Genomic DNA, 26,971 nt, shown 5'->3' with positions numbered 1-26,971 from the left:
GAAATAGCGGCCCATTCTACTCATTATGGCCTCCAACGCCAAATTGCTGGTGATACCAACGGGGCATTAATTGTTCTCTATAACCCTTAATTTGCCAATCATCGCTGTAAAAATAAACACTTAACTGCCCAGACACCGAAGTATCACGCCAGATAATGTTATTTTTTTGGTAGCGTTGAGTCACTTTTTTCGCCGGATGATGCCATTGGTTATAGCGTGCAGCAGAAGCAAAAGCCAACTCGGGTTTTACGGCACGTAGAAACGGCGGGATTGAAGATGTATTGCTCCCATGATGAGGCACCTGCAATACAGTTGAGGCTAATTTAGCGCCATAATCTTTAATTAACCCTCTTTCACTTCGCATTTCGATGTCACCGGTCAGTAATAAGCTGTATTTGCCATCATCAACACGAATAACACATGAATCATCATTCTGCGCATTCACAATGTGCTTGCGTGGCCATAACACGTTGAAATTTAAACCTTGCCACTGCCATGATAATCCTTGTTTACAAGGGAAAGTATTAGCCCCATCTTTTAAGGGGAAGGGAGCGCGAACCGTTGCCATAGGAAATGCAGCCTTAATCTCAGATAAACCGCCGCTATGGTCCTGGTGGTCATGGCTGAGAATAATGTGTTCAACAGTGATACCCCGCCAGCGCAAATAAGGCAGAATCGCTATCGAGGCCATGCTTCCCCTCTCCCAGCGGTTACCTGTATCAAAGATAATGGCTTTCCCCTCTCGTTCAATGACCACCGCCAAGCCATGGCCAACATCCAACATATCAACACGCCATTGATACTCATCACGACGCTGAGTCAATAATACTAAATTCACACAAAGCACTATGACGCCGATAGAATAATTGCGCCACCACTCAAAACGCCAGATAAGCATTGCCAGCCAACCAGCGAACCCTATAGCGACGAATGCCGTGCCAGTATTAAACCACCCTATATTCATCAGCCTTAGGGGGAAAAGTACTGCTGCCAGCGACATATCAGCGAAAGACCAGAACAGGCTGGAGATGGCTGGAAATAAAGCAAAAACCAGCGCTAGCAATACGCAAGGAACAGTTATCAGCGAAACAAAAGGTACAGCCCATAGGTTTGCAGGTATTGAAAATAAACTGATGCCATGAAACAAACCTATTTGCAGCGGCATTAACAGTAACATCATGCCTAATTGTAAATGAAGCCCCCGAATAGCGCCTCCGCGCCAGCCCGTTTTAAAACGCGAGGGAAGCGGAACCCAATAAAACCAGCACATTAAGCTAAATATCGCCAGGCAAGAGAGCCAGAAACTGTCCGAAAGTATCGCAAGGGGATCACTCAGTAATATTAGCGCGAGTGCCCATAACCACACTTGCCATGCACTACACGAAACACTAAATATCCTAAGTAATAACCACAAGGTTAATGCAATAGCAGCTCTCAGTGCCGGCGGGTTCGCACCTGCTAGCCAAACATAAATCACCGCCACACACCAACCGGTTAATAGCGGAAACAGTGGCCCCACTCTATTAACTGGAAGTAACAGTTGCGCCCCTCGTGCCAGTACTCCACCAAATAATGCCGCCATGGCAATATGTAAGCCCGAAATTGCCATTAGGTGAGCCGTAGCAGTATCGCGCAGCACTGCCCAATCTTGGGGGTTCAGTTGACTCCTTTCACCAAAAGCCAGTGCCAGCAATATCTGCCGCTGTTTATAGGGTTCGAGTTGCTGCTCAATAACACGAATTATTTGCTGGCGAGCATTACAGCGTGCATCAAGTAATTCAGCCTGAATAACTCGCCCTTGCAGAGGACGCCGATTGGCCACCGCCCAACGCTGGCTGTCAAAACCACCTTCATTGAGCAAGCTATGTACGCCCCGCATGCGTAGCCAAAGCTTCCACTGCTGCCCGGAACAGTGGCCAAGCCCCTCACGCCACTTGACAGTGACCTTAATCGCAGGAAATATCCTCTTCCCATTTACCTGTTGGATTTCCAATAGAACTTTATTGCCCTCTACCCATGCCAGATGTGGGGTACTTATTGTGGCGATAACTTGTTGCTCTCTCTGAGTCAGTTGCTCAACCTGCGCTAATATCTTATCCCCGTGCCAACAGCCCCACACAAAACTCATCAAAGCCAATGTAAGGCACTGGCAATAGGTATTGCCGCTAGTCCATAGCAACCCTCCCAATAGCAGTAGCGCACCAATAAGCTCAACACCAGGCAGTTGAGGTAGCCAAATAAGGGGCAAAAGGCCAGCAATGATGGCAAGCGCAACATGATCAATTGATAAAGTGATAAACAACCGTCCATTTTATGACTCTCAGATAGCCTCATTGCCATCCGCTCATCTCATAGTAATAAGCTGATTTTCTATGCAGATGAGTTATAGAGCCAGTATCAATAGTAGGAGTTCAGAGTTGGCTCGCGAACAGTTTTATCTTGTTGCAACGTCAGCAAAAGAAATGCGGGATGCATCTTAAATAAGCAGGAAATTATAAGGAAGGTGTTCTCTACCAGTAGGTAGTTAAGCCATAGAGAGATAAAATAAATAAAAACGGTGCCATTAAAGGCACCGTTTCGTATCAGCTTTACATAATAACGCGATTAGTTGTAGACAACTTAACCGTAGATATTAGCGCGATCTCGCAATTCTTTACCTGGCTTAAAGTGTGGAACGTACTTACCTTCCAACTCAACTTTAGCACCAGTTTTTGGATTACGACCAACACGCGGGGCACGGTAGTGAAGAGAAAAACTGCCAAATCCGCGGATCTCAATGCGCTCACCTTCAGCCAGTGTTCCAGCCATATGTTCAAGCATTTCTTTCACTGCATCCTCAACAACCTTAGCCGGTACGTGAGATTGCTGGCCAGCAAGTCTTTCAATAAGTTCAGACTTGGTCATATTACCTCCAAGCTTTGCAGCTAAACTACCGTATAGGGGCGGGGAAAACCGCCCCCGTTATTATTACTCGCCTTTTGCAGCTTTGAACGCTTCTGCCATTGCACTAGAGAAGTTGCCTTCTTCTGGCTTGTTGTTCACTGTAGCAATAGCGTCTTTCTCATCAGCTTCGTCTTTCGCACGAACAGACAGGCTGATTACGCGGTTTTTGCGGTCAACGCCAGTATATTTGGCTTCAACTTCATCACCCACGTTCAGAACCAGCGTTGCATCTTCAACGCGGTCGCGAGTTGCTTCGGAAGCACGCAGATAACCTTCTACGCCGCCTGCCAATTCAACTGTAGCACCTTTAGCGTCAACTGCAGTGACTTTACCAGTAACAATAGCACCTTTCTTGTTAACAGACAGGTAGTTATTGAACGGATCTTCTGCCAGTTGTTTCACGCCCAAGGAGATACGCTCACGTTCTGCGTCAACTTGCAGAACCACAGCTGCGATTTCGTCGCCTTTCTTGTATTCACGAACTGCTTCTTCGCCTGCAACGTTCCAGGAGATGTCAGACAGGTGAACCAGGCCGTCGATGCCGCCGTCCAGGCCGATGAAGATACCGAAGTCAGTGATAGACTTGATTTTACCTTCAACGCGGTCGTTTTTGTTGTGGGTTTCTGCAAACAGCTGCCATGGGTTAGATTTGCACTGTTTCAGGCCCAGAGAAATACGACGACGTTCTTCATCGATGTCCAGAACCATAACTTCCACTACGTCGCCAACGTTAACAACTTTAGACGGGTGAATGTTTTTGTTGGTCCAATCCATTTCTGAAACGTGTACCAGACCTTCAACGCCTTCTTCGATTTCTACGAAGCAGCCGTAATCAGTCAGGTTAGTTACACGGCCAGTCAGCTTGGTGCCTTCTGGGTAACGTTTAGCGATAGCAACCCATGGATCTTCGCCCAGCTGTTTCAAGCCAAGGGATACACGAGTACGTTCGCGGTCGAATTTCAGAACTTTAACAGTGATTTCGTCGCCCACATTGACGATTTCGCTTGGGTGTTTAACACGTTTCCAAGCCATGTCAGTAATGTGCAGCAAGCCATCAACGCCACCCAGATCAACGAATGCACCGTAGTCAGTCAGGTTCTTAACGATACCCTTAACTTCCATGCCTTCTTGCAGGTTTTCCAGCAATTGATCACGCTCAGCGCTGTTCTCGGATTCGATAACGGCACGACGAGAAACAACCACGTTATTGCGTTTCTGATCCAGCTTGATGACTTTGAACTCAAGCTCTTTGCCTTCCAGATGCAGAGTATCGCGAACTGGACGCACATCAACCAGTGAACCAGGCAAGAACGCACGGATGCCGTTCAGTTCGACTGTAAAGCCGCCCTTCACTTTGCCGTTGATCACACCAGTAACGGTTGCAGCTTCTTCGTAAGCTTTTTCCAGCATCAGCCATGCTTCGTGACGCTTAGCTTTCTCACGGGACAGCAGAGTTTCACCGAAGCCGTCTTCAACAGCGTCCAGAGCAACGTCAACTTCGTCACCAACTTGAATTTCCAGTTCGCCTTGCGCGTTCTTGAACTGTTCTGCTGGAATTGCTGACTCAGATTTCAGACCGGCGTCAACCAGTACGATATCTTTATCGATAGAAACAACAACACCACGGACGATAGAGCCCGGACGTGTTTCAATTGTTTTCAGGGATTCTTCAAAGAGTTGAGCAAAAGATTCTGTCATGTTAATAATCTTCAGGATTCTTAAGTTTAACGTCCATCTAGCATCCCGCCGGATGGGGTTGTTTCACATGCCTCGCCACACATCCTTGCAGCAAGGTTAAAGTGCTCATCAACAATAATTTTATTTAAAAAATAAATCGTTGTGAGCTCAGAACTGACTGCATTGTCGTTATTTTTTTAACGGCAACGCAAGAATTCGTTGGGCATAAGCCAGCGCCTGTTCGATCACCTGCTCGATGGACATACTGGTTGAATCCAGTACCAACGCATCTGCAGCGGGGACTAAAGGTGCAATAGCCCGATTACGATCGCGATCATCTCGCTCCTGTATCTCGGACAAAAGACGTTCAAAGTTAACATTAAACCCCTTTTCCTGCAACTGTAGCATGCGCCTGTGTGCGCGTTCTTGCGAACTTGCATCCAGAAATATTTTCACCGGTGCATCGGGAAAGACCACTGTTCCCATGTCGCGACCATCAGCAATCAGGCCCGGAGGTTCACGGAAAGCTCGCTGACGACGCAGTAAAGCTTCACGTACACGCGGAAAAGCCGCCGCTTGAGATGCCGTGTTCCCCACAGTTTCAGTGCGGATCTCATTACTGACGTCCTCACCTTCTAAAATCACTTTTAACTGCCCATTTTGTGAGACAAAACGAACATCGAGATGTGCAGCCAGTGGAACTAATGCCTCTTCGGTGCTGATATCGACCTGATGATGCAACGCCGCCAAAGCTAAAACACGGTATATCGCACCGGAATCTAGCAAACGCCAGTCCAACGATTCAGCCAATGCTTTGCAAAGCGTCCCTTTACCTGCACCACTTGGTCCATCAACGGTTATCACCGGGGCTGATGCCGTCATTTATCTCTCCTTTCGGTAGGCAAAACCTCTTGTCTACCCGGCAGGGCAAACACAGGAGCAGTATTATACGCTGCATCGGGGTGAACTGTTACCCTGCGGTGGTTTAGTTGCTGAAAATAAAACCATAGGCGATAGCAGAAGTGTAGAAGAGATGGGAAAGATAGAAAGGAAAATATTTATTTTTGCATCGTCATCGACGCCAATAATTTACGTTAGCAGGAGCATCGCCCCTGCTAACGTAATTATGGGTGCCAAGCGGCACCATTCCTGGCTGACGATTAAGCCCTTTGACTCAAACGAGCCAGTTGTTTGAAGTAGTCAGGGAACGTCTTAGCCGTACATTTAGGGTCAAGGATAGTCACCGGCGTATCAGATAAAGCCACCAGAGAGAAACACATCGCCATGCGGTGATCATTATAAGTCCCTATTTCTGCAGCTATTAACTGTGCAGGAGGTACCACGCGAATGTAATCTTGCCCCTCTTCCACTTCGGCACCGACTTTTCTCAATTCCGTTGCCATCGCGGATAACCGGTCAGTTTCTTTGACTCGCCAATTATAGATATTACGTATAACCGTCGGGCCGTCGGCAAATAATGCAGTGGTGGCAATGGTCATCGCCGCATCTGGAATATGGTTCATGTCCATATCAATGCCGTGTAATTCCCCCCGGCTGCACTCGATATAATCATCACCCCAGCTCACTTTAGCCCCCATTTTCTCCAGCACATCAGCAAATTGGGTATCACCTTGCACGCTTTTCTTGCCGATACCGGTCACGCGCACAGTTCCGCCTTTAATAGCGGCGGCGGCGAGAAAATAAGAGGCTGATGATGCATCGCCCTCAACCAGATATGTCCCCGGTGAGTGATAGGTCTGCCCGCCTTTAATGTGGAAAACCTGATAGTTTTCATGTTCAACATCCACACCGAAAGTTTTCATTAGATGCAGAGTAATGTCGATGTAAGGTTTGGACACCAACTCCCCTTGAATCTGAATATCCGTATCTTGTTCAGCCAGCGGGGCAGTCATCAAGAGTGCCGTCAGAAATTGGCTGGAAACACTGCCATCCACGGTCAGTTTTCCACCACGGAAACCACCACGCAGACGCAATGGCGGGTAGTTTTCTTGCTCGAGATAATCAATCTGCGCGCCACCCTGACGTAATGCATCCACTAAGTGACCAATGGGCCGCTCTTTCATACGCGGTTCACCCGTCAAGACAATATCACTATTGCCCAAACACAGTGCCGCCGCCAATGGGCGCATTGCGGTGCCGGCATTACCCAAGAACAGTTCCAGCGGCTGCCCGGCAACCAGTTGGCCGCCAAGTCCATCAACTTCACAGCAGGTACTGTCAGCAGAAAGACGGATGTTTACCCCTAATGCCTCAAGGGCATTGAGCATATGACGGATGTCATCACTGTCTAATAAGTTGTCTAACCGGGTGGTCCCCTCAGCCAGCGCTGCCAGAAGAAGTGCCCGGTTAGAAACACTTTTAGAGCCGGGTAAGTTAACGGTGCCATTAATCAGGGCAATGGGTTGTAAAGTCAGGGATTCCAGCATGGGAACAGCACTCTCCAATCTTTTATGAGCAACAGCCCCGCGCAGGGCGAGGCTGTTGTTACTAATAAATTATTATCACTTATAAATAAATAGTGATTTAAATCATGACGATGAATCGGCACACAACCAGATCAACCATGGCGACGTTCAAAGTCAGCCATAAAATCGGTTAATGCTTTAACGCCTTCAATTGGCATGGCGTTATAAATAGAAGCGCGCATCCCGCCGGCAACTCGGTGGCCTTTTAAAGCTTGCAACCCTTGGGCTTCGGCTTCACTTAAGAATAACTTGTCCAGCGCAGGGTCTAACATTTGGAACGGCACATTCATCCAAGAGCGATTGGCCGCTGCTATCTGATTGCGATAGAAGCCAGTGCGGTCAATTGCGCCATACAGTAATTCAGCTTTGGCCTGATTACGTTTTTCCATTTCGCCCAAACCACCCTGCTCTTTCAGCCACTTAAATACCAGGCCAGACAGATACCAAGCAAAAGTGGGTGGGGTATTGAACATAGAATCGTTGTCTGCCAGAACCTTATAATCAAGAATTGACGGCAGTTCAGGGCGAGCCTTGCCGAGTAAGTCATCACGTACGATGACCACGGTCAGACCGGCGGGGCCGATATTCTTCTGGGCTCCGGCATAAATAACGCCGTAGCGGCTAACATCAATCGGGCGGGAAAGAATGGATGAGGAGTAATCGGCAACCACCACTTTGTTACCAAAATCAGGTGCTTCATTGATAGCAAGCCCGTCGATGGTTTCATTCGGGCAATAATGGATATAGGCGGCATTATCACTCAACTTCCATTGTTTCATCGGTTGAATGCCTGTCACGCCGTTATCGTGAGTCGTCACATCAATCACATTCGGCGTGCAATACTTCTTGGCTTCGGTGACCGCACTGTGCGCCCAATAACCACCATCAATGTAATCAGCACTGTTACAGTCGCCGAGCAAGTTCAGTGGAACTGCCGCAAACTGCGCGCGCGCACCACCATGGCAAAATAACACATTATAATTGGCGGGTATCTGCATCAAATCACGCAGATCTTTCTCTGCCTCTTCAGCCACCTGCATAAATTCTTTGCTGCGGTGACTGATTTCCATGACTGACGTACCCAGACCATGCCAGTTACGTAATTCCTGTTCTGCACGACGTAAAACTTCAACCGGCAGCATTGCAGGCCCTGCACTAAAATTATAAACCTGTGTCATTTCCCCTCACCACACTCTACTGAGATTGCCATCGTTATAACCCATCACTCGGTTTTATCATTCGAGTCCGCCTGCTGCAACGGTTATTCGCGAACAACAGAGAAACTCTTCAATCGGTATGAGGGATCAGACTAGAGATACGGAGGCCGAAACCTCCGTCATAGATTGGCTATATCAATACGTGTGGAATAATTTTTGAATTTCTTGTGGCTTCTGGGTTTGGGTTAATGCTAATTGCAGCAATACCCGTGCTTTTTGTGGATTGAGTGCGCCAGAAGCAACAAAGCCATATTTGCTATCATCAACTTCCGCATCTTCGGTGGTAGAGCCAGTGGGTACACGGGATGAGCGCACCACGGCGACACCATTATGAGCAGCTGTAGCCAGCGTATCGAACACTGAGTGATAAAGATTACCATTGCCAACACCGGCACTGACAATCCCTTTATAGCCATCCGCAATCAATGCCTTAGCGGGTAGATCAGATGCATTAGCATAGTTATAAATAATGCCAACTTTCGGTAACTCATTCAGTTTACTGATATCAAATGCTGGCGGCTGTGGTGCAGGCTGGTGCAGATAATTCACTTTGCCATCATAGATATAACCCAGTGGGCCCGTATTGGATGACTGGAAAGTTTGCACCGAGGTGGTATTGGTTTTCATCACATCGCGGCCAGCCAGTATCTGATCATTCATCGCGACCAGCACCCCGCGCTTAGCTGAGTTGGCGTCACTGGCGACCACCACGGCGTTATAAAGATTCAGCGGGCCATCCGCACCCAGTGCCGTGGCTGGGCGCATTGCCCCAACCATCACCACGGGTTTGTCACAATTGACGGTTAAGTCGATAAAATAAGCGGTTTCCTCCAAGGTATCCGTCCCATGGGTAATGACGAATCCGTCGGTTTTGCCACAATCCGCATTAATTTTTTTGGCCAACTTCAGCCACACTTCGTCATTCATATCCTGAGAACCAATGTTCACAACTTGCTCACCTTGGATATTCGCGAGTTTTTTCATTTCCGGCACCGCATTGACCAGGGTATCAACCCCCAGTTTACCGGCAGTATAGTTAGATTTAGTGGCTGAATCGCCGCCACCGGCGATAGTTCCCCCGGTGGCCAATAAAGTAATATTGGGCAGAGCAAAGGCCGAACCGCTGATCCCTGCTAAGATTCCGGCTAAGACAGTTAGCTTTATAGATTTCATATTATGACTCCATTATTTATAAGCTAGTGAATTATCCGGAATATCCACATCAAAACTGTGACATTTACTGTGCTTTAGGAATACATGGAGCTATTAACTAAAAACCCGTATGATTGCGCGTTTTTAGTACCGCCAAAAAGTGAAGACCATGACCCAAACCTTTATTCCCGGCAAAGACGCCGCGCTGGAAGACTCCATCTCCCGTTTTCAGCAAAAACTGAGCGACCTCGGTTTTAATATTGAAGAAGCCTCTTGGCTGAACCCAGTTCCTCACGTTTGGTCGGTACATATCCGCGACCGTGACTGCCCGCTGTGCTTTACCAACGGTAAAGGTGCCAGCAAGAAAGCGGCACTGGCCTCGGCCTTGGGTGAATATTTCGAGCGTTTGTCCACTAACTATTTCTTCGCCGATTTTTATCTGGGTAAAGCGATTGCGGAGGGTGATTTCGTTCATTATCCGAATGAAAAATGGTTCCCTATCCCTGAAGATGACTTACTGCCAGAGGGGATTTTGGATCAGCGTCTGTTGGCGTTTTACGATCCAGAGCAAGAGTTGCTGGCCAGTGATCTGGTGGATTTACAGTCAGGTAATGCCACGCGGGGTATCTGCTCATTGCCTTTCACCCGCCAGTCAGATTTAGAAACCGTCTATATTCCAATGAATATTATCGGCAATCTGTATGTTTCAAACGGCATGTCTGCCGGGAACACCGCTAACGAAGCCCGCGTGCAAGCATTGTCTGAAGTGTTTGAACGTTCGGTGAAAAATCGCATTATTGCCGAGTCCATCAGCTTGCCGGAAATCCCTGCGGAGGTGTTAAATCGCTATCCGGGGGTGGTGGAAGCTATCGCCAAACTGGAGGAAGAAGGTTTCCCAATTCTCTCTTACGATGCTTCTTTGGGTGGCGCTTATCCGGTCATCTGTGTGGTGCTGTTTAACCCCTCAAATGGCACCTGTTTTGCCTCGTTTGGTGCACATCCAGACTTTGGTGTCGCCCTTGAGCGTACCGTGACCGAGTTATTGCAAGGCCGTAGCCTCAAAGATTTAGATGTGTTTACTGCGCCCACCTTTGATGATGAAGAAGTGGCTGAGCATACCAATCTGGAAACCCACTTTATCGATTCAAGCGGCTTAATCAGCTGGGATATGTTTAAAGAAGATGCCGACTATCCATTTGTAGATTGGAGTTTTAAAGGCACCACTGAAGCAGAGTTCGCCACCTTGATGGCCATCTTCAAACAGGAAGATGCCGAAGTGTATATCGCTGATTATGAACATCTTGGCGTGTATGCTTGCCGCATTCTGGTGCCAGGGATGTCCGATATTTACCCGGCAGAAGATTTGCTGATGGCCAATAACACCATGGGCGTGCATCTGCGTGACACCCTACTGGCCCTGCCAGACAGTGATTGGCAACCAGAACAGTATTTAGAACTCATTCAGAAATTGGATGACGACGGGCTGGACGATTTTGCCCGGGTACGCGAGCTGCTCGGGATCGCCTCGGGCAAGGATAACGGCTGGTATACCTTGCGCGTGGGTGAGCTGAAATCCATGCTGGCATTGGCAGGTGGTGATTTGGAGCAGGCGCTGATTTGGGTTGAGTGGACACAAGATTTCAACTCATCGGTTTTCACTGCGAAACAAGCAAACTATTACCGTTGCCTGCAAACCCTGCTGTTGCTGACTCAGGAGCCAGAGCGTGATGCCGCACAGTATTATGGCGCGTTTGTGAAAATGTATGGCCAAGAAGCGGTAGATGCCGCGTCTGCCGCCATTGCCGCTGAAGAGCGTTTTAACGGCTTATTCAGTGTTGATGCCGATCTCAAAGCCCTGCCGGCACATCAGGCATTGCTGGGTGCTTATGCTAAATTGCAGGCGGCTAAGCGCCGTTATTGGGCCAAAAGCGAGTAATTACTTGCCCGATAGATTTCAGTGATGCGTCTATCGGGCAGTCATCAAATCAGAAAAGCGGCAAATGCCGCTTTGTTATCTCTCACTATCTCACCGCTTTTAATTCCTGCCATTACTCCGGCTTAAAATAAATACCCACGACTCAAGCCAACAATTGTTTTTGTCATAAAAAAACGTTATTTTCTGACGCCGCTGAAGGCAAAATACAGCACCTTTAAACAAGCATTATTTGCCAATCAGATAAAACAAAAAAATAGGTGAATAAATAGTTAATTTTTAATGACGGAGAATAATGAAAATAGCTACAAACAGCACTTTTAGTTAACGTTCTCAACGGCTTTAAAACAGTCCAATCAAAATTTTTTGTAAATCTTAAAATATTTTTTCACTTTAAAAATCAATGAATTAACCTCATTAAGCACACATTTTGTAGTGTTTTATCGCGAACTAAACTCGCGCAATATGATCCATATCAATTTTCACGCTATACTGCTTTGCTAGTATCTCGTTGTGCTTTATTAACCCTTAAGAGAGAGTTAGTGTGAAAGCTGACAACCCCTTCGATGCATTATTACCTGCGGCAATGGCTAAAGTGGCCGAAGATGCCGGTGTCTATAAAGCCACCAAGCATCCGCTAAAAACCTTTTATTTAGCGATTACTGCTGGTGTGTTTATTTCAATTGCGTTTGTTTTTTATATTACAGCAACCACCGGTACCGCGGGCGTACCTTTCGGCTTCGCCAAGTTGGTGGGGGGGATTTGTTTCTCCTTGGGGCTGATGTTAGTGGTGGTATGTGGTGGTGACCTTTTCACTTCTACCGTGCTCACAACTGTCGCCAAAGCCAGTGGCCGAATTACCTGGCGTCAACTGGGATGCAACTGGGTTAATGTTTATATCGGGAATCTGTTCGGTGCGCTGTTTTTCGTGTGCCTGATTTGGTTCGCGGGCCAATATACTGTGGCAAATGGGCAATGGGGTTTGAATGTTTTACAAACCGCTGACCACAAAATGCACCATACTTTTATTGAAGCAGTATGTTTGGGGATTTTGGCTAACTTAATGGTTTGCCTGGCGGTTTGGATGAGTTACTCCGGCCGTACCATAATGGACAAAATGTTTGCGATGATTTTACCGGTGGGAATGTTTGTTGCCAGCGGTTTTGAGCATAGCATCGCCAATATGTTTATGATTCCTATGGCTATTGTGATTAAAAACTTTGCGTCGCCTGAGTTTTGGCAATCCATAGGTGCAGCACCAGAGCAATTTGCTAACTTAACCGTAAGTCACTTTATTATTAATAACCTGATCCCGGTCACTATTGGCAACATCATTGGTGGCGGATTATTGGTAGGTTTGACTTACTGGGTAATTTATCTGCGCGGTGACCAGCAACACTAAGTGTGGCCGCACACGGTTTTCGAAGAAATTCACATTAAAAGGTAGAAGCATTATGACCGAACTTAATGAAAAATTGGCCAAAGCATGGCAAGGTTTTACCAAAGGTGATTGGCAGAACGAAGTCAACGTCCGTGACTTCATCCAGAAAAACTACACTCCTTATGAAGGCGATGAGTCTTTTCTTGCCGGCTCTACCGAAGCGACCGACAAGTTGTGGGCGCAAGTTATGGAAGGTATCAAACTGGAAAACCGCACCCATGCGCCAGTTGATTTCGATACCGACGTAGCGGCGACCATCATTTCACACGATGCTGGCTACATTAATAAAGATCTGGAAACCATTGTTGGTCTGCAGACTGAAAAACCATTGAAACGTGCCCTGATCCCATTCGGCGGCATCAAAATGGTAGAAGGCTCTTGCAAAGTTTATGGTCGTGAACTTGACCCACAACTGAAAAAAGTCTTCACCGAATACCGCAAAACTCACAACCAAGGTGTGTTTGACGTTTATACCAAAGACATCCTGAACTGCCGTAAATCTGGTGTGCTGACTGGTTTGCCAGATGCGTATGGCCGTGGGCGTATCATCGGTGACTATCGTCGTGTAGCCGTTTACGGTATCGACTTCCTGATGAAAGACAAACTGGCTCAGTTCAACTCTTTGCAGGATGACCTGGAAAACGGTAAAGACCTGGAAATGACTATCCAGTTGCGCGAAGAAATTGCTGAACAGCATCGTGCTCTGGCTCAGATCAAAGAAATGGCAGCCAAATATGGTTGTGATATCTCAGGCCCAGCCACTAACGCCCGTGAAGCGGTACAGTGGACTTACTTCGGCTATCTGGCTGCGGTTAAATCCCAGAACGGTGCTGCCATGTCCTTCGGCCGTGTTTCTACCTTCCTTGACGTTTACATCGAACGTGACATGAAAGAGGGTAAACTGACCGAAATTGAAGCGCAGGAATTGATTGACCATTTGGTGATGAAACTGCGTATGGTTCGCTTCCTGCGTACCCCTGAGTATGATGAGCTGTTCTCTGGCGACCCAATCTGGGCAACTGAATCACTGGCAGGTATGGGCGTTGATGGCCGTACTCTGGTGACCAAAACCAGCTTCCGCTTCTTGAACACCCTGTATACCATGGGGCCGTCTCCAGAGCCGAACATGACTATTCTGTGGTCAGAAAAACTGCCACTGAATTTCAAAAAATATGCCGCTGAAGTATCTATCGATACTTCATCTGTACAGTATGAAAACGATGACCTGATGCGCCCTGACTTCAACAACGATGACTATGCCATCGCATGTTGTGTCAGCCCAATGGTTGTTGGTAAACAAATGCAGTTCTTCGGCGCTCGTGCCAACTTGGCGAAAACCATGTTGTACGCAATCAATGGTGGCGTTGACGAAAAAATGAAGATCCAGGTTGGCCCGAAAGAAGCGCCAATGATGGATGAAGTGCTGGACTATGACAAAGTCATGGAACGCATGGATCACTTTATGGATTGGCTGGCTAAACAATACGTTACAGCACTGAACATCATTCACTATATGCATGATAAGTACAGCTATGAAGCTGCGCTGATGGCACTGCATGACCGTGATGTTTATCGTACTATGGCGTGTGGTATCGCAGGTCTGTCTGTTGCTGCTGACTCCCTGTCTGCTATCAAATATGCCAAAGTAAGCACCATCCGTGATGCTGATGGCTTGGCTATCGACTTCAATATCGAAGGCGAATATCCACAGTTTGGTAACAATGACTCACGCGTTGATGATATCGCATGTGATTTGGTTGAGCGCTTTATGAAGAAAATTCAGAAGCTGCGTACTTACCGCAATGCGGTACCAACTCAGTCGGTGCTGACCATCACTTCTAACGTGGTTTATGGTAAGAAAACAGGTAACACCCCAGATGGTCGCCGTGCTGGTGCTCCATTCGGCCCAGGTGCTAACCCAATGCACGGCCGCGACCAGAAAGGCGCTGTTGCCTCTCTGACTTCGGTTGCTAAACTGCCGTTTGCTTACGCAAAAGATGGTATTTCTTATACTTTCTCTATCGTGCCAAACGCGCTGGGTAAAGATGACGAAGTACGTAAAGCTAACCTGGCAGGTCTGATGGATGGTTATTTCCATCACGAGGCGTCCATCGAAGGTGGTCAACACCTGAATGTGAACGTAATGAACCGTGAAATGTTGTTAGACGCGATGGAAAATCCGGAAAAATATCCGCAATTGACTATCCGTGTCTCTGGCTACGCGGTTCGTTTCAACTCGCTGACTAAAGAACAGCAGCAGGATGTCATTACCCGTACATTTACACAGTCAATATAAGTTCAATACCTTACAGGTATAATTAAAATAGATTAGACTAAAAGGCTCCACCTTAGTGGGGCCTTTATTTATCTAGTATTGGAGTAACCTGCAATGTCCGTACTTGGCCGCATTCACTCATTCGAATCCTGTGGCACCGTTGACGGCCCAGGGATCAGATTTATTGTATTCTTTCAAGGTTGCTTAATGCGCTGCCTGTATTGCCATAACCGTGATACTTGGGATACCCACGGCGGCAAAGAAGTGACCGTGGAAGAGTTAGTCAAAGAAGCTATCACCTATCGCCACTTTATGAATGCCTCGGGCGGCGGTGTCACTGCATCAGGTGGTGAAGCCATTTTGCAAGCAGAATTTGTCCGCGATTGGTTCCGCGCCTGCCATGAAGAGGGTATCCACACCTGCTTGGACACTAACGGCTTTGTACGTCGTTATGATCCCGTCATTGATGAATTACTGGATGCCACAGATTTAGTGATGCTGGATTTAAAACAGATGGATGACAGCGTGCATCAGAATCTGGTCGGCGTATCTAATCACCGCACACTGGAATTTGCCCGCTATTTGGCGCAGCGTAACCAAAAAACCTGGGTTCGCTATGTGGTTGTGCCCGGCTGGTCAGATGATGATAAATCAGCGCATATGCTGGGTGAATTTACCCAGAACATGACCAATATCGAGAAAATCGAACTGTTGCCTTACCATGAGTTGGGTAAGCACAAATGGATTGCGATGGGCGAAGAATACAAACTGGATGGCGTCAAACCGCCCTCCAAGGAAATTATGGATCGTGTAAAAGGTATTCTGGAAAGCTACGGCCACAAAGTTATTTACTAATAATTCAGTGACCGAGTCATTAATAGCGACCCATTGATATGCAAACTGTGCCGCCGTGCCGGATTATTCCGCTGGCGGCATTTTTGTCCCCACTATACTGCGGCGTAAGGTGTGTGCTGTTGGTCAGGTTTACGCCACAACATCATTAAATACACTAAAGCCACGCCAGCAATCATGACGAACAATAGATTATCTGAGTACCGCTGCATCAACAGTGAAGTCATAGTTGGCCCGGCCAAACTGCCAATGGTGTAGCTCAGCAATAAAGCCTGATTCATCGCCACCAACTCATCCGCACTGGCCTTTTCACATGCCCATGCCATGGCGACCGGATAAAGCGTGAAACCGGCACACCCCAGAATAAACAGTGCCGGAGCCAATGCATAATTGCCCAGAATAGCCACACTGCCAAGGATAACGACGAATACCTGAATACGCAGCACCAGTAAACGGCCGTAGCGGTCCGCCATTTTGCCTATCGGCCACTGCCCAATAATCCCAGAGCTGACCAGCAATGCCATCCACCATCCGACACTCGCATCACTCATTCCTTGATGAGCTAAATACAATGGCAGCAGTCCATAGAGCGAACCTAATAATACCCCGGAGATAATGCAGCCATTAATCCCCAGACGCGCGCTACGGCGCTTTAGCATCGGCCAAACCGCGATATGTGGTGACTCACTGTCACTTTGAGATGAGAAATAGGCAAATAGCAGTGGCAACATCGCCGTAATGACTAACGCACTGACCCACGGAATAACACTGAGCAGTTGGGTTGAAACTACCCCTAAGAGTAATTGCCCGGTGACGGTTCCGAGATAGTAAACCATCATATAAGCTGCCAGCAGTTGGCCACGGTTGATGAGTGTGCCACTGCGCAGTAATGCGCTCTCGACAATCACCCAGATTAATGCGCAGGCGACACCGGCCAAAAAGCGCCACCCCAGCCAACTCCAAAAATCAATCGACAGCATCAGTCCGCAAGTCGCCAGCGCGAATAAAATACAGGCAGAGTGGTAGCTGCGATTAAAGCCAAGTTGTTGAATCAACCGCCCAGCAATCAGCGTCCCGACTAGATTCCCGGTAAAATATGATGAGCTAACCATCCCCACTTGCCAGGTCGGCAATTGTTGATGAGATAACCACAAGGGAACCAAAGTATTTAAAACCGCGATAGAGATCGTAAACAACAAAAGCCCACAGAGCAAAAGCAGCACCGGGCGAGAATATGCGGACATAATAAGACTGAAGCCGTCGGGACAAAGAGGAAAGTGAGCGCATCATGCCACTGGCGATAAAAAAGTCAATTACCGCGTATAGAGCAATAGCACGATATGTTGTTAGATAAATATTTTGCTCTACGGGCTGACTCTGAAAAAGAAAAAGCGCCCGTGGGCGCTTTCTTGTTATAGATGCTCGGCTATCGATTTCATCAGCCAATATATTCCAAGCCGCCCATATATGGGCGTAAGACTTCTGGCACCTGAATACGGCCATCAGCCTGCTGGTAGTTTTCCAGCACGGCAACTAAGGTACGCCCCACCGCCAAACCAGAACCATTCAGGGTATGAACCAAACGGGTCTTTCGATCTACTTTGTTACGGCAGCGCGCTTGCATACGACGCGCTTGGAAATCCCACATGTTAGAGCATGAAGATATTTCGCGGTAAGTATTCTGCGCCGGCAACCACACTTCCAAATCGTAAGTTTTGCTGGAACCAAAGCCCATATCACCGGTACACAACAACACTTTGCGGTAAGGTAACTCCAGTAATTGCAGCACTTTCTCTGCATGACCGGTGAGCTCTTCCAGCGCCGCCATTGAATCTTCTGGGCGAGTTATCTGCACCATCTCAACTTTGTCAAACTGATGCATACGAATCAAGCCACGGGTATCACGACCATAGGAACCCGCTTCAGAACGGAAGCAAGGGGTGTGGGCCGTCATTTTCAATGGCAAGGCTTCTTCTTCCAGAATCTCGTCACGCACCAGGTTAGTCACCGGTACTTCTGCCGTTGGGATCAACGCATAATTGCTGCTATCCGACTCTTCTTCTAGCGGCTTGGTGTGGAACAAATCACCACCAAACTTAGGCAATTGGCCGGTTCCGTACAATGTTGCATGGTTTACCAGATAAGGGACGTAAGTTTCCAGATAGCCATGTCTCTCAGTGTGTAAATCCAACATAAACTGCGCTAACGCGCGGTGCATACGGGCGATTTGCCCTTTCATCACCACAAAACGTGCACCAGTCAGTTTCACTGCGGCTGCGAAATCCAGGCCACCGGCCATTTCGCCCAAGGAAACGTGGTCTCTTACTTCAAAGTCATACTTGCGAGGCTCACCCCAACGACTGACTTCAAGATTATCGTTTTCATCTCTGCCCACTGGAACAGAATCATCAGGCAAGTTAGGAATAGATAATGCCAGGTCACGGATTTCGTTTTGCAACTTGTCCAGTTCGGCTTTAGCGGCATCCAGCTTTTCACCTAGCACATTCACTTCCAGACGTAATGGCTCGATATCTTCGCCACGCGCTTTGGCCGCACCAATCAACTTCGATCGGGAGTTACGTTCTGCTTGCAGACTTTCTGTTTCAACCTGTAAAACTTTGCGGCGCTCTTCTTGTTGGCGCAACATTTCAACATCAAGTTTAAAACCTCTGCGAGCCAGTTTTTCGGCGACTGCGTCTAGCTCATTGCGCAGCATATTGGGATCGAGCATGCTAGTCCTGTGCTTGTAGTTATTGATAAATAGTTGTGAAAGGAGAAATTAACGACGTAAGCGGTGTAAACAGCCACTTACAAAGTCTTTATAGCGCTAACCTTACCGCAACAGCAAGGCTAGCGGTAGCGTTTTATCGGGCTATTTTGATCCCGCTCAGCCAGCCATGCCAGCTTTTCACCAATTTTCCCCTCCAGACCTCGGGAAGACGGTAAATAGTAGCGGGTAGCGGCCATTTCTGGAGGGAAATAGTTTTCGCCAGCAGCATAAGCATGTTGTTCATCATGGGCATAACGGTATTCAGCCCCTAGCCCCATTTCTTTCATGAGTTTGGTCGGCGCGTTACGCAGATGTTCCGGCACATCAAAGTCTGGCTTATCACGCGCATCTTGCATTGCGGCTTTAAACGCCGTGTAAACAGCATTACTTTTAGGCGCGCAGGCCAGATAAACAATCGCTTGAGCAATCGCTCGCTCACCTTCAGCTGGGCCAACCCGAGTAAAACAGTCCCAAGCAGATATCGCCACTTGCATCGCGCGAGGATCCGCATTACCGATGTCTTCCGAGGCAATAGCTAATAAACGCCGGGCGACATACAGCGGATCACCACCGGCCGTAATAATGCGCGCATACCAATACAAAGCGGCATCAGGTGCGGAGCCACGAATCGATTTATGGACTGCCGAAATGAGGTCGTAATAACGATCGCCTTTGTTATCAAAGCGCGCGCTACGCTCGCCAGACACCTCTTTTAGCAAGTCAGGGGTCAATACCCGAGCCCCATTGGCATCTATTTCTGCCATATCCGCCATCATTTCAAGGCTATTTAAAGCCCGACGCGCATCTCCCGCCACCAATTCGGACATCATACGGCGAGTTTCATCCGGCAGTTTTATATTCTGCCCACCATAACCTCGGCTGCTGTCTGACATCGCTTGATCAATAACTTTTTCAATATCTGTGGCGCTGAGAGCTTTCAGCAAATAGACCCGCGCTCTGGAGAGCAATGCCGAATTTAGTTCAAATGAGGGATTTTCCGTCGTGGCCCCAATAAAAGTGATTGTGCCGTCTTCAATATGTGGCAAAAACGCATCTTGCTGACTTTTATTAAAACGATGAACTTCATCGACGAATAAAATTGTCCTTCGCCCCGCATCACGATTCTGCCGTGCGCGCTCAATTGCTTCACGAATTTCTTTAATGCCCGAGGTTACCGCTGAAATACGCTCAACATCCGCCTGACCGTAGCGACCAATGATTTCGGCTAGGGTAGTTTTCCCGGTTCCCGGTGGCCCCCAAAGAATCATTGAGTGTAATTGCCCAGCAACGATTGCCCGCGGTAACGGTTTACCCGGAGCCAACAAATGCTGCTGGCCGATATACTGTTCCAACGTCAAAGGCCGCATACGCGCGGCCAGTGGTTGAAACTCATTCTGGGAAAAATCGAGGGACATATTACTCACACTGACCTCACTGCCGCTGGTCGTCCAGCGTTACACCTTTTGGTAGAGTAAACTTGAATTTACTGGCATCCGCCGAGCTATTTTGCTGACCTTTCAAGGTATAAGCGCTGCGCTGCCCATCTTGCTCAACCGCAGTAAAGCTTTTGATTGTGCCCGTTGGCGTCACGCTAATAGCAAACTGTTTCAAATTGCCGCTTGCGCTTTTAGGTGTCAGCTCAAAATCATCACCTTTCTGCTGCACATTATACTGCTTCCAATCATCGGGATTATTGCGGGTGATAAGCATAAATGGCGTATTCCCTGTCGCATTTTTCAGCCAGGTAGCGGTGGCTTGCTCAACAAACGGGTTATAGAACCACAGCGTTTCACCATCAGAAATCAGGACACTTTCATCGGGGGAAGTCATATGCCAGTTAAAAAGATTAGGCCGTTTCACCCACAACTCACCCTCGCCCTCCTGTACCGCTGCGCCATCTGAACTGGTCACTTTCTGCGAAAAGTTAGCATGGAAACTGTTCACTTTGCTCAGGCGGCTTTGTAAGTCGGCACTGGCGTCTGCCAGCGCGTGAGCTGAAATTAAACCCGATAACAAACAACAAGCCACAAGCAATTTTTTCATTATTCTACATACCTTATAAAATTCATTGCGCCCTCATCGGGCGGCTATAAAGGCGGATGCAGTGAGCGAATATATTGTCACTCTATGCGCCGTTTAAGTCTATGACCGGCAAGCTAAATGCATACCCTAAACCCATGCACTTTAGCGGAAGCATTACTCTAGCGTTAGTATATTAATCTGATAAATACGGAGTTTACGCTTCTTTGCATAAGGGCCGCAAAGCGGCCCTATCAATGTTAATAACCTCAGTACAAGATATTACTCATGCGGCGGCGGTGCTAAAACCTCACGATTACCATTATGACCTGGGGTACTGACAATCTGCTGGGCCTCCATTTGCTCAATGATGCGTGCCGCTCGGTTATAACCAATACGGAATTGGCGCTGCACCCCGGAGATAGACGCGCGGCGTTTCTCCAGAACAAAACTTACCGCTTGGTCAAACAATGGATCCAATTCCTCGTCACTATCCAAACCAAGGCTGCCACCCTCACCTTCATCACTCCCACTAAGAATGCTCTCAATGTATTGAGGACGACCACGAGCTTTCCAATCATTAACAACAGCATGCACTTCCTGATCACGAACAAAAGCACCATGCACACGTACTGGAATTGAGGAGTTAGGTGCCATGTACAGCATATCCCCCATCCCCAGTAACGACTCGGCCCCGCCTTGGTCAAGGATAGTCCGCGAGTCAATTTTACTGGAAACCGTAAAGGCAATACGGGTTGGAATATTAGCTTTAATCAAGCCAGTAATGACATCCACTGACGGGCGCTGAGTCGCCAGAACCAAATGAATACCGGCAGCACGCGCTTTCTGTGCCAAACGGGCAATCAGTTCCTCCACCTTTTTACCTACTGTCATCATCAGGTCAGCAAATTCATCTACCATGACGACGATATAAGGTAATTTCACCAACATAGGTGGCGAGATATCCATACTATCGGAGGGTTTCCAGAAGGGGTCTGGGATTGGCCGCCCCATAGCTTCAGCTTGGGCAACTCGCTCGTTGTATCCGGCAAGATTACGTACCCCTAATGCGGACATTAACTTATAGCGCCGCTCCATTTCACCGACACACCAACGCAATGCATTCGCCGCATCCTTCATATCGGTAACCACTTCGGTTAGCAGATGAGGAATGCCCTCATACACCGACAACTCCAGCATTTTCGGGTCAATCATGATAAAGCGCACGTCATCTGGGGTAGCTTTATACAAAATACTGAGGATCATTGCGTTAACCCCAACTGACTTACCCGAACCGGTCGTACCCGCCACCAGCAAGTGAGGCATTTTCGCTAAATCAGCGACGACTGGCTGCCCAGCAATGTCTTTACCCAGTACGATGGCTAAGGGAGATGGGTTATCACGGAATTTGGCACAATCTAACACTTCACGTAAATAAACGGTTTGACGATGTTTGTTGGGCAGTTCAAGCCCGACATAAGGTTTGCCTGGAATCACTTCAACCACACGCACGGCAATGGCAGACAGTGAACGTGCCAAATCGCGCGAAAGATTGGAGATACGTGAGGCTTTAACACCCGGAGCTAAATCTAGCTCAAAGCGGGTAATCACTGGCCCTGGCGAAATACCGACAACCTCTGCTTTCACCCGATAATCACCTAAGCGCGCTTCAACTAAGCGAGCGGTTTGCTCCAACGCAAACATATCTACAGGTTCTTCTTCCGCTGGCGGAGAGGAAAGTAAATCTAGCGTAGGTAATGGTGTTGTCGGTTTGATTAACGGCTGGTCATTCCGCATCAGGAATGGGTGAATTAAACTGTCCATCGCCGGGGCTGGCTGCACAGGTGCAGCGGGTTGTACTGGTGTTGATTGACCTGAATAGCCTTGCTGAGATTGACTCATTCCCGCTGACTGATAGGCTGCTGGTTGCTCAGGCATTGAAGTCGTTGGCGCGGTTGTTGACGGCACAGCTTCATCAACATAAGGAGAAAGCGTGAACACCGGCTCACGAGGGCTATCATCCACCAAATCAGCAACAGGCGAGAATGTAAAAGCACTGTGGGTATCGACCGGCTGCATCTCTTCAACAGCAGCGGGTTCATGCCCGCTATTTTCACCATGATTTACCCCATAGCGATGTTGCTGCTGTGCGGCAAAAGCTTGGCGCAATGCTGCCTCTTGTAACGCCTGCTCATCTTCGGGCTCGACCACTGAAAAGGCACTAATTCCAGTGTCAGATGATGCTGCATAACGCTCTGATTGCTGGTCAGCAAAAGCCTTACGCAAGATTGCTTGTTGCAAAGCATCTTCATCCTCAGATGTGGCACCAGCAGCAAATGGCGTTTCGGCAACTTGTGGCGTTTGTGCTTCTTGCTCACGTTGCTCCTGCTCCGCCATACGCTGTGAAGGTAATTTAATACCATAAGATGCCAGCTCACGCCGGGTAGGGATCCGCACTGGGTTTGGCCGCGGTAACTCTGGGCCGATACCTTGTTTAATCTGAGAACTACTATCACTGGTAGCAGTAAATGCTGGCATAAAGGTAGCGGTGCTTGCTGCTATGCCTGCCGCAGTAGACGCAGGACCACTGACTGAGCCCATAGCAGACAGATTATCGATATCGGCATCTGTGCCGAATCCTGGGCTCACATAAGGCGTGTTTTCCACTGGCAAGCTATGACTTTGTGCCGCTGAAAAATCAAAGGGAGAATGGCTGGTAGGGATGGCTGGCTTATCCCATGAGCCCATTTGTGGCTCAGGCCGTTCACCCGATGATGTAACCTGCGTTGGTGCTGGGGACATCACTTCTTGTGGAATTTCAAATGAATAGAGCGGCGGCACATCAACTATGGGTGCTGCACTGTGGCTAATAGCCACTTCTGGCAGGCTGCCTATTTGAGATAATAAGGATTGCTCACCATCATCGGTATCTGTCGCACGTAATGTACTCAATAGTGGGTCATAGTTATCTTCGGTTTCAGCCGCATTTTCACTGATTGGGGCCAGCATCGCAGCATCTGATGGGGGACTGACAGGCGCATCTGTTACTGATGGTGCCGAGAATAAAACATCGTCGTCATCTGCATGGGCAGAGTTAGCCACCAGTGCAGCACCCGCAGCGGCAGTCTTATTGACTACTACACCTTTATCTTGCTCAACAGAATTTGCATCATCAAGCGGGTAACTATCATCTTCATCGTCATAACGTTCTTCACGACGCGAGCGATTAGTTATAAATGCCAATGAACCTAAAACGACCCCACCAATCTTTTCCGCAATGACCAACCATGACCAGCCAGTAAACAGCGTTAGGCCAACAGCCCAAATACAGAGCAATGTCAAAGTAGCACCCACACCATTGAACCACGGCAACATAGCATTACTGAATAAACTGCCAATTACGCCACCGGAGGCGAAGTAGTAAAGATCGTCAATATTCAATGCTGCCAGCCCGCATGACGTTAAAATCAGCGCTAATGTGCCAATCAAACGCAGCGAGAGTGCGAAGTAATCGATATGTTCACTGGTATCACGCTGACGGAACGCCGCCCAGCACAGCATAACCATAATGGCGGGAATGGCATAAGCCAAGACGCCGAAAGTAAAGAACAGCGTATCGGCCATCCAGGCACCCACACTGCCACCAAGATTATGGATAGGTTCGTGCCATGAGGTTTGTGACCAACTCGGGTCTGAAGGATTGAAACTGAGCAGCGCGGCCATTAGGAAGGCTGCCAAAATCGTTACTACAATCAAAACAGCCTCAAGCAAGCGACGCCCACTGCTGAGTTTTTTTAAAGTAACTTCTTTATCTTCTGTATATTCCTGGCTCAAGAAAGGCTCTCCAGGTTCCTGTTAACGGGTATGAGTCACAACGCCGAGAACCCCCCGGCGTTGAAACTGTATGAATAAACAGGAGTGTAACCAAATTACTCAGGTTTTGCACCTGCCTATTTACCGCGTTTTAATCACCAGGCGGTTACTCTGCTTCACTTCTTCCATGACCACATAGGTACGGGTGTCGTTAACGCCCGGCAGGCGAAGCAAGGTCTCACCGAGTAATGTACGATAAGCAGACATGTCAGGCACACGGGTTTTCAACAAATAGTCGAAATCGCCAGAAACCAAGTGACACTCTTGAATTTCCTCAAGATTTTTTACAGCGGCATTAAATTGCTCGAATACATCCGGAGCGCCACGATTCAGAGTAATCTCAACGATAACCAGCAGTGATGCATCCAAATACTGTGGATTAAGCAGTGCGGTATAACCATGAATGAAGCCCTGACGCTCTAAGCGGCGAACCCGTTCCAGACATGGTGTTGGTGACAACCCTACTCGTTTTGAAAGCTCAACGTTAGAGATGCGCCCATCCTTCTGCAATTCATTGAGGATGTTACGATCTATACGATCAAGCTCTTTCCCCGGGCGTTTTTTATTATCTATCATCTTATAGTCTCTCTTAATTTCCTTGAGTTTGCGACATGCCTCAATTAGCAATAAATTTTAGCTTGTTGCAAACAACGACCCGCAGCCTGTTTTATGCAAATATATCAATACGTTGTTATCTCACACCCTGTCTGTCAACTGTATGCGAGGTACTCGATGATTATTAGCGTTGAGGAAGAGATAGCGCATCACAAACAACCGCAAAAATTCCCCCCTGCAGTTGTTCGAGAGCATACTCCACATGCCATCCAGTATTAATCGAAAACATTCCAGGGTTTTCGCTTGGTATCACTGATACCAAATCTGAAATTATGGCGCGCAGATAATTTCTTCTTCCTATGATGTTTTCGCAAATGCACAGCCGATTGTCAAAGTAAAAGAAGTTAAATCAGTAGAACGTGCCAGAATTAAAATCTCAATCGCCTCCCCCCACCTATTTTTTCGCCGTTTATTTGCGATAAAATGGTGCAAATACGCCTATCAAGATCATGGGTGTTTTTTGGCACTATCGGCTTGCAAGCCACATTCTTTATGGGGTTAAAGCTTTTTAGGGCTATTTTGTCCATAACGTAGAAATGAATTTTGGTCTAATTTGCGCTCAGCTTAATTTTATTTACTGGCTAACTGTCGATTCTTAGTGCATTTAGTTTATTAAATAGGCATGACCTATCAAACAAATCGCTAACAACATTTTTGTCTGCTTTTTTTAATGCGCAAATTTCCCTACAATCGCTAACATTGTCCGCCATTGTGGGAAAGAGGTATTCATGAGCACGGCTAAACATAGCAAATTGATTATTTTAGGGTCTGGCCCTGCAGGTTACACCGCAGCCGTTTATGCGGCACGCGCCAACCTGAACCCTGTATTGATTACCGGAATGGAAAAAGGCGGTCAATTGACCACCACCACCGATGTCGAAAACTGGCCAGGTGACCCGGAAGGTCTGACCGGCCCGGCATTAATGGAACGGATGCAGGCACATGCAGAAAAATTCCAAACCGAAATTCTGTTCGACCACATCAACAAAGTTGACTTACAAAATCGCCCATTCCGCTTATTTGGTGATGGCGCGGAATACACCTGTGATGCATTGATTATTGCGACTGGCGCATCTGCCCGCTATCTCGGCATGGAATCGGAGGAAGCCTTCAAGGGTAAAGGGGTTTCAGCCTGCGCTACCTGCGATGGTTTCTTCTATCGCAACCAGAAAGTTGCCGTGGTCGGTGGTGGTAATACTGCGGTTGAAGAAGCGCTGTACTTGGCGAATATTGCCGCTGAAGTTCATCTGATTCACCGCCGTGATAGCTTCCGTTCAGAAAAAATCCTGATTGACCGCCTGATGGAAAAAGTGAAAAACGGCAATATTGTCCTGCACACTGACCGCACATTAGATGAAGTGCTGGGTGACGAGATGGGGGTAACAGGGGTGCGCCTGAAGTCCACCCAAAGCAACGAAACCGAAGAATTAGCCGTCGCGGGTGTATTCATTGCGATTGGTCATAGCCCCAACACTGCTATTTTTGGCGGCCAGTTGGCGTTGGAAAATGGCTATATCAAAGTGCAATCGGGCCTTCAGGGTAATGCGACGCAAACATCCATTCCGGGTGTATTCGCAGCAGGCGATGTTATGGATCATATCTACCGCCAGGCGATTACCTCGGCCGGCACAGGCTGTATGGCCGCACTGGATGCCGAACGCTATCTGGATGGATTAGCTAACGATAAATAATCCATATTAATCTTGGTATCGGGTATC

Annotated in this window: 19 protein-coding genes; 5 read left to right on the top strand and 14 right to left on the bottom strand. The window is 47.9% G+C overall.

Annotated elements, in window-relative coordinates:
* Window positions 1–16 precede the first annotated feature (16 nt).
* From D5F51_RS06035 to ansB, 7 genes are all read right to left on the bottom strand, one after another.
* Complete coding sequence (locus D5F51_RS06035; RefSeq protein ID WP_129195886.1) at window positions 17–2,302, bottom strand: ComEC family protein; 2,286 nt, start codon at window positions 2,300–2,302, stop codon at window positions 17–19.
* A 317-nt stretch (window positions 2,303–2,619) separates the two neighbouring features.
* Window positions 2,620–2,904, bottom strand: a complete 285-nt coding sequence (gene ihfB, locus D5F51_RS06030; protein WP_025378785.1) for an integration host factor subunit beta — start codon at window positions 2,902–2,904, stop codon at window positions 2,620–2,622.
* A 63-nt stretch (window positions 2,905–2,967) separates the two neighbouring features.
* Window positions 2,968–4,641 carry a 30S ribosomal protein S1 gene (gene rpsA, locus D5F51_RS06025; protein WP_025378786.1) on the bottom strand — a complete coding sequence of 558 codons (1,674 nt, stop codon included), beginning with the start codon at window positions 4,639–4,641 and terminating at the stop codon, window positions 2,968–2,970.
* 168 nt (window positions 4,642–4,809) lie between these two features.
* Window positions 4,810–5,502, bottom strand: coding sequence for a (d)CMP kinase (cmk, locus tag D5F51_RS06020; protein WP_129195885.1), 693 nt, complete (start codon window positions 5,500–5,502; stop codon window positions 4,810–4,812).
* A 278-nt stretch (window positions 5,503–5,780) separates the two neighbouring features.
* Window positions 5,781–7,067 (bottom strand): 3-phosphoshikimate 1-carboxyvinyltransferase, encoded by a 1,287-nt coding sequence (gene aroA / locus D5F51_RS06015; RefSeq protein WP_129195884.1) that lies wholly within the window; start codon window positions 7,065–7,067, stop codon window positions 5,781–5,783.
* A gap of 131 nt (window positions 7,068–7,198) precedes the next feature.
* Window positions 7,199–8,284 carry a 3-phosphoserine/phosphohydroxythreonine transaminase gene (serC, locus tag D5F51_RS06010; RefSeq protein WP_025378789.1) on the bottom strand — a complete coding sequence of 362 codons (1,086 nt, stop codon included), beginning with the start codon at window positions 8,282–8,284 and terminating at the stop codon, window positions 7,199–7,201.
* Window positions 8,285–8,458: 174 nt separating this feature from the next.
* Window positions 8,459–9,496: an L-asparaginase 2 gene (ansB, locus tag D5F51_RS06005; RefSeq protein ID WP_129195883.1), complete on the bottom strand. Its 1,038-nt coding sequence runs from the start codon at window positions 9,494–9,496 to the stop codon at window positions 8,459–8,461.
* 148 nt (window positions 9,497–9,644) lie between these two features.
* On the opposite strand from ansB, the gene ycaO reads away from it, so the two are divergent.
* From ycaO to pflA, 4 genes are all read left to right on the top strand, one after another.
* The gene (gene ycaO / locus D5F51_RS06000; protein ID WP_025378791.1) at window positions 9,645–11,411 is read left to right on the top strand and encodes a 30S ribosomal protein S12 methylthiotransferase accessory factor YcaO; all 1,767 of its coding nucleotides are present in this window, start codon (window positions 9,645–9,647) and stop codon (window positions 11,409–11,411) included.
* A 541-nt stretch (window positions 11,412–11,952) separates the two neighbouring features.
* The gene (gene focA, locus D5F51_RS05995; protein ID WP_087768517.1) at window positions 11,953–12,810 is read left to right on the top strand and encodes a formate transporter FocA; all 858 of its coding nucleotides are present in this window, start codon (window positions 11,953–11,955) and stop codon (window positions 12,808–12,810) included.
* Between the two features lie 52 nt (window positions 12,811–12,862).
* Complete coding sequence (gene pflB / locus D5F51_RS05990; protein ID WP_129195882.1) at window positions 12,863–15,145, top strand: formate C-acetyltransferase; 2,283 nt, start codon at window positions 12,863–12,865, stop codon at window positions 15,143–15,145.
* A 93-nt stretch (window positions 15,146–15,238) separates the two neighbouring features.
* Window positions 15,239–15,979 carry a pyruvate formate lyase 1-activating protein gene (pflA, locus tag D5F51_RS05985; protein WP_129195881.1) on the top strand — a complete coding sequence of 247 codons (741 nt, stop codon included), beginning with the start codon at window positions 15,239–15,241 and terminating at the stop codon, window positions 15,977–15,979.
* 92 nt (window positions 15,980–16,071) lie between these two features.
* Here pflA and D5F51_RS05980 read toward each other — a convergent pair whose 3' ends face one another.
* The 7 genes from D5F51_RS05980 to lrp all read right to left on the bottom strand — a co-directional run bounded on the left by D5F51_RS05980 (window position 16,072) and on the right by lrp (window position 25,214).
* Window positions 16,072–17,175: an MFS transporter gene (locus D5F51_RS05980; protein ID WP_245994932.1), complete on the bottom strand. Its 1,104-nt coding sequence runs from the start codon at window positions 17,173–17,175 to the stop codon at window positions 16,072–16,074.
* Window positions 17,081–17,422, bottom strand: a complete 342-nt coding sequence (locus D5F51_RS22715) for a hypothetical protein (protein WP_245994982.1) — start codon at window positions 17,420–17,422, stop codon at window positions 17,081–17,083. Before D5F51_RS22715 ends, D5F51_RS05980 begins: the two co-directional genes overlap by 95 nt.
* Window positions 17,415–18,707 (bottom strand): serine--tRNA ligase, encoded by a 1,293-nt coding sequence (serS, locus tag D5F51_RS05975; RefSeq protein ID WP_129195879.1) that lies wholly within the window; start codon window positions 18,705–18,707, stop codon window positions 17,415–17,417. The genes D5F51_RS22715 and serS overlap by 8 nt, the downstream gene beginning before the upstream one ends.
* 119 nt (window positions 18,708–18,826) lie before the next feature.
* Window positions 18,827–20,170 carry a replication-associated recombination protein A gene (locus D5F51_RS05965; protein WP_129195878.1) on the bottom strand — a complete coding sequence of 448 codons (1,344 nt, stop codon included), beginning with the start codon at window positions 20,168–20,170 and terminating at the stop codon, window positions 18,827–18,829.
* 7 nt (window positions 20,171–20,177) lie between these two features.
* Complete coding sequence (lolA, locus tag D5F51_RS05960; protein WP_025378797.1) at window positions 20,178–20,789, bottom strand: outer membrane lipoprotein periplasmic chaperone LolA; 612 nt, start codon at window positions 20,787–20,789, stop codon at window positions 20,178–20,180.
* 258 nt (window positions 20,790–21,047) lie between these two features.
* Complete coding sequence (locus tag D5F51_RS05955) at window positions 21,048–24,599, bottom strand: DNA translocase FtsK 4TM domain-containing protein (protein ID WP_129195877.1); 3,552 nt, start codon at window positions 24,597–24,599, stop codon at window positions 21,048–21,050.
* Between the two features lie 120 nt (window positions 24,600–24,719).
* Window positions 24,720–25,214 carry a leucine-responsive transcriptional regulator Lrp gene (gene lrp / locus D5F51_RS05950; protein WP_002211340.1) on the bottom strand — a complete coding sequence of 165 codons (495 nt, stop codon included), beginning with the start codon at window positions 25,212–25,214 and terminating at the stop codon, window positions 24,720–24,722.
* A 767-nt stretch (window positions 25,215–25,981) separates the two neighbouring features.
* Here lrp and trxB point away from each other — a divergent pair.
* The gene (gene trxB / locus D5F51_RS05945; RefSeq protein WP_025378799.1) at window positions 25,982–26,944 is read left to right on the top strand and encodes a thioredoxin-disulfide reductase; all 963 of its coding nucleotides are present in this window, start codon (window positions 25,982–25,984) and stop codon (window positions 26,942–26,944) included.
* The last annotated feature ends 27 nt before the right edge of the window (window positions 26,945–26,971 follow it).

This window comes from Yersinia hibernica, from assembly GCF_004124235.1.
GTDB lineage: Bacteria > Pseudomonadota > Gammaproteobacteria > Enterobacterales > Enterobacteriaceae > Yersinia > Yersinia hibernica.
This window is presented reverse-complemented; position numbering and strand designations above follow the sequence as displayed.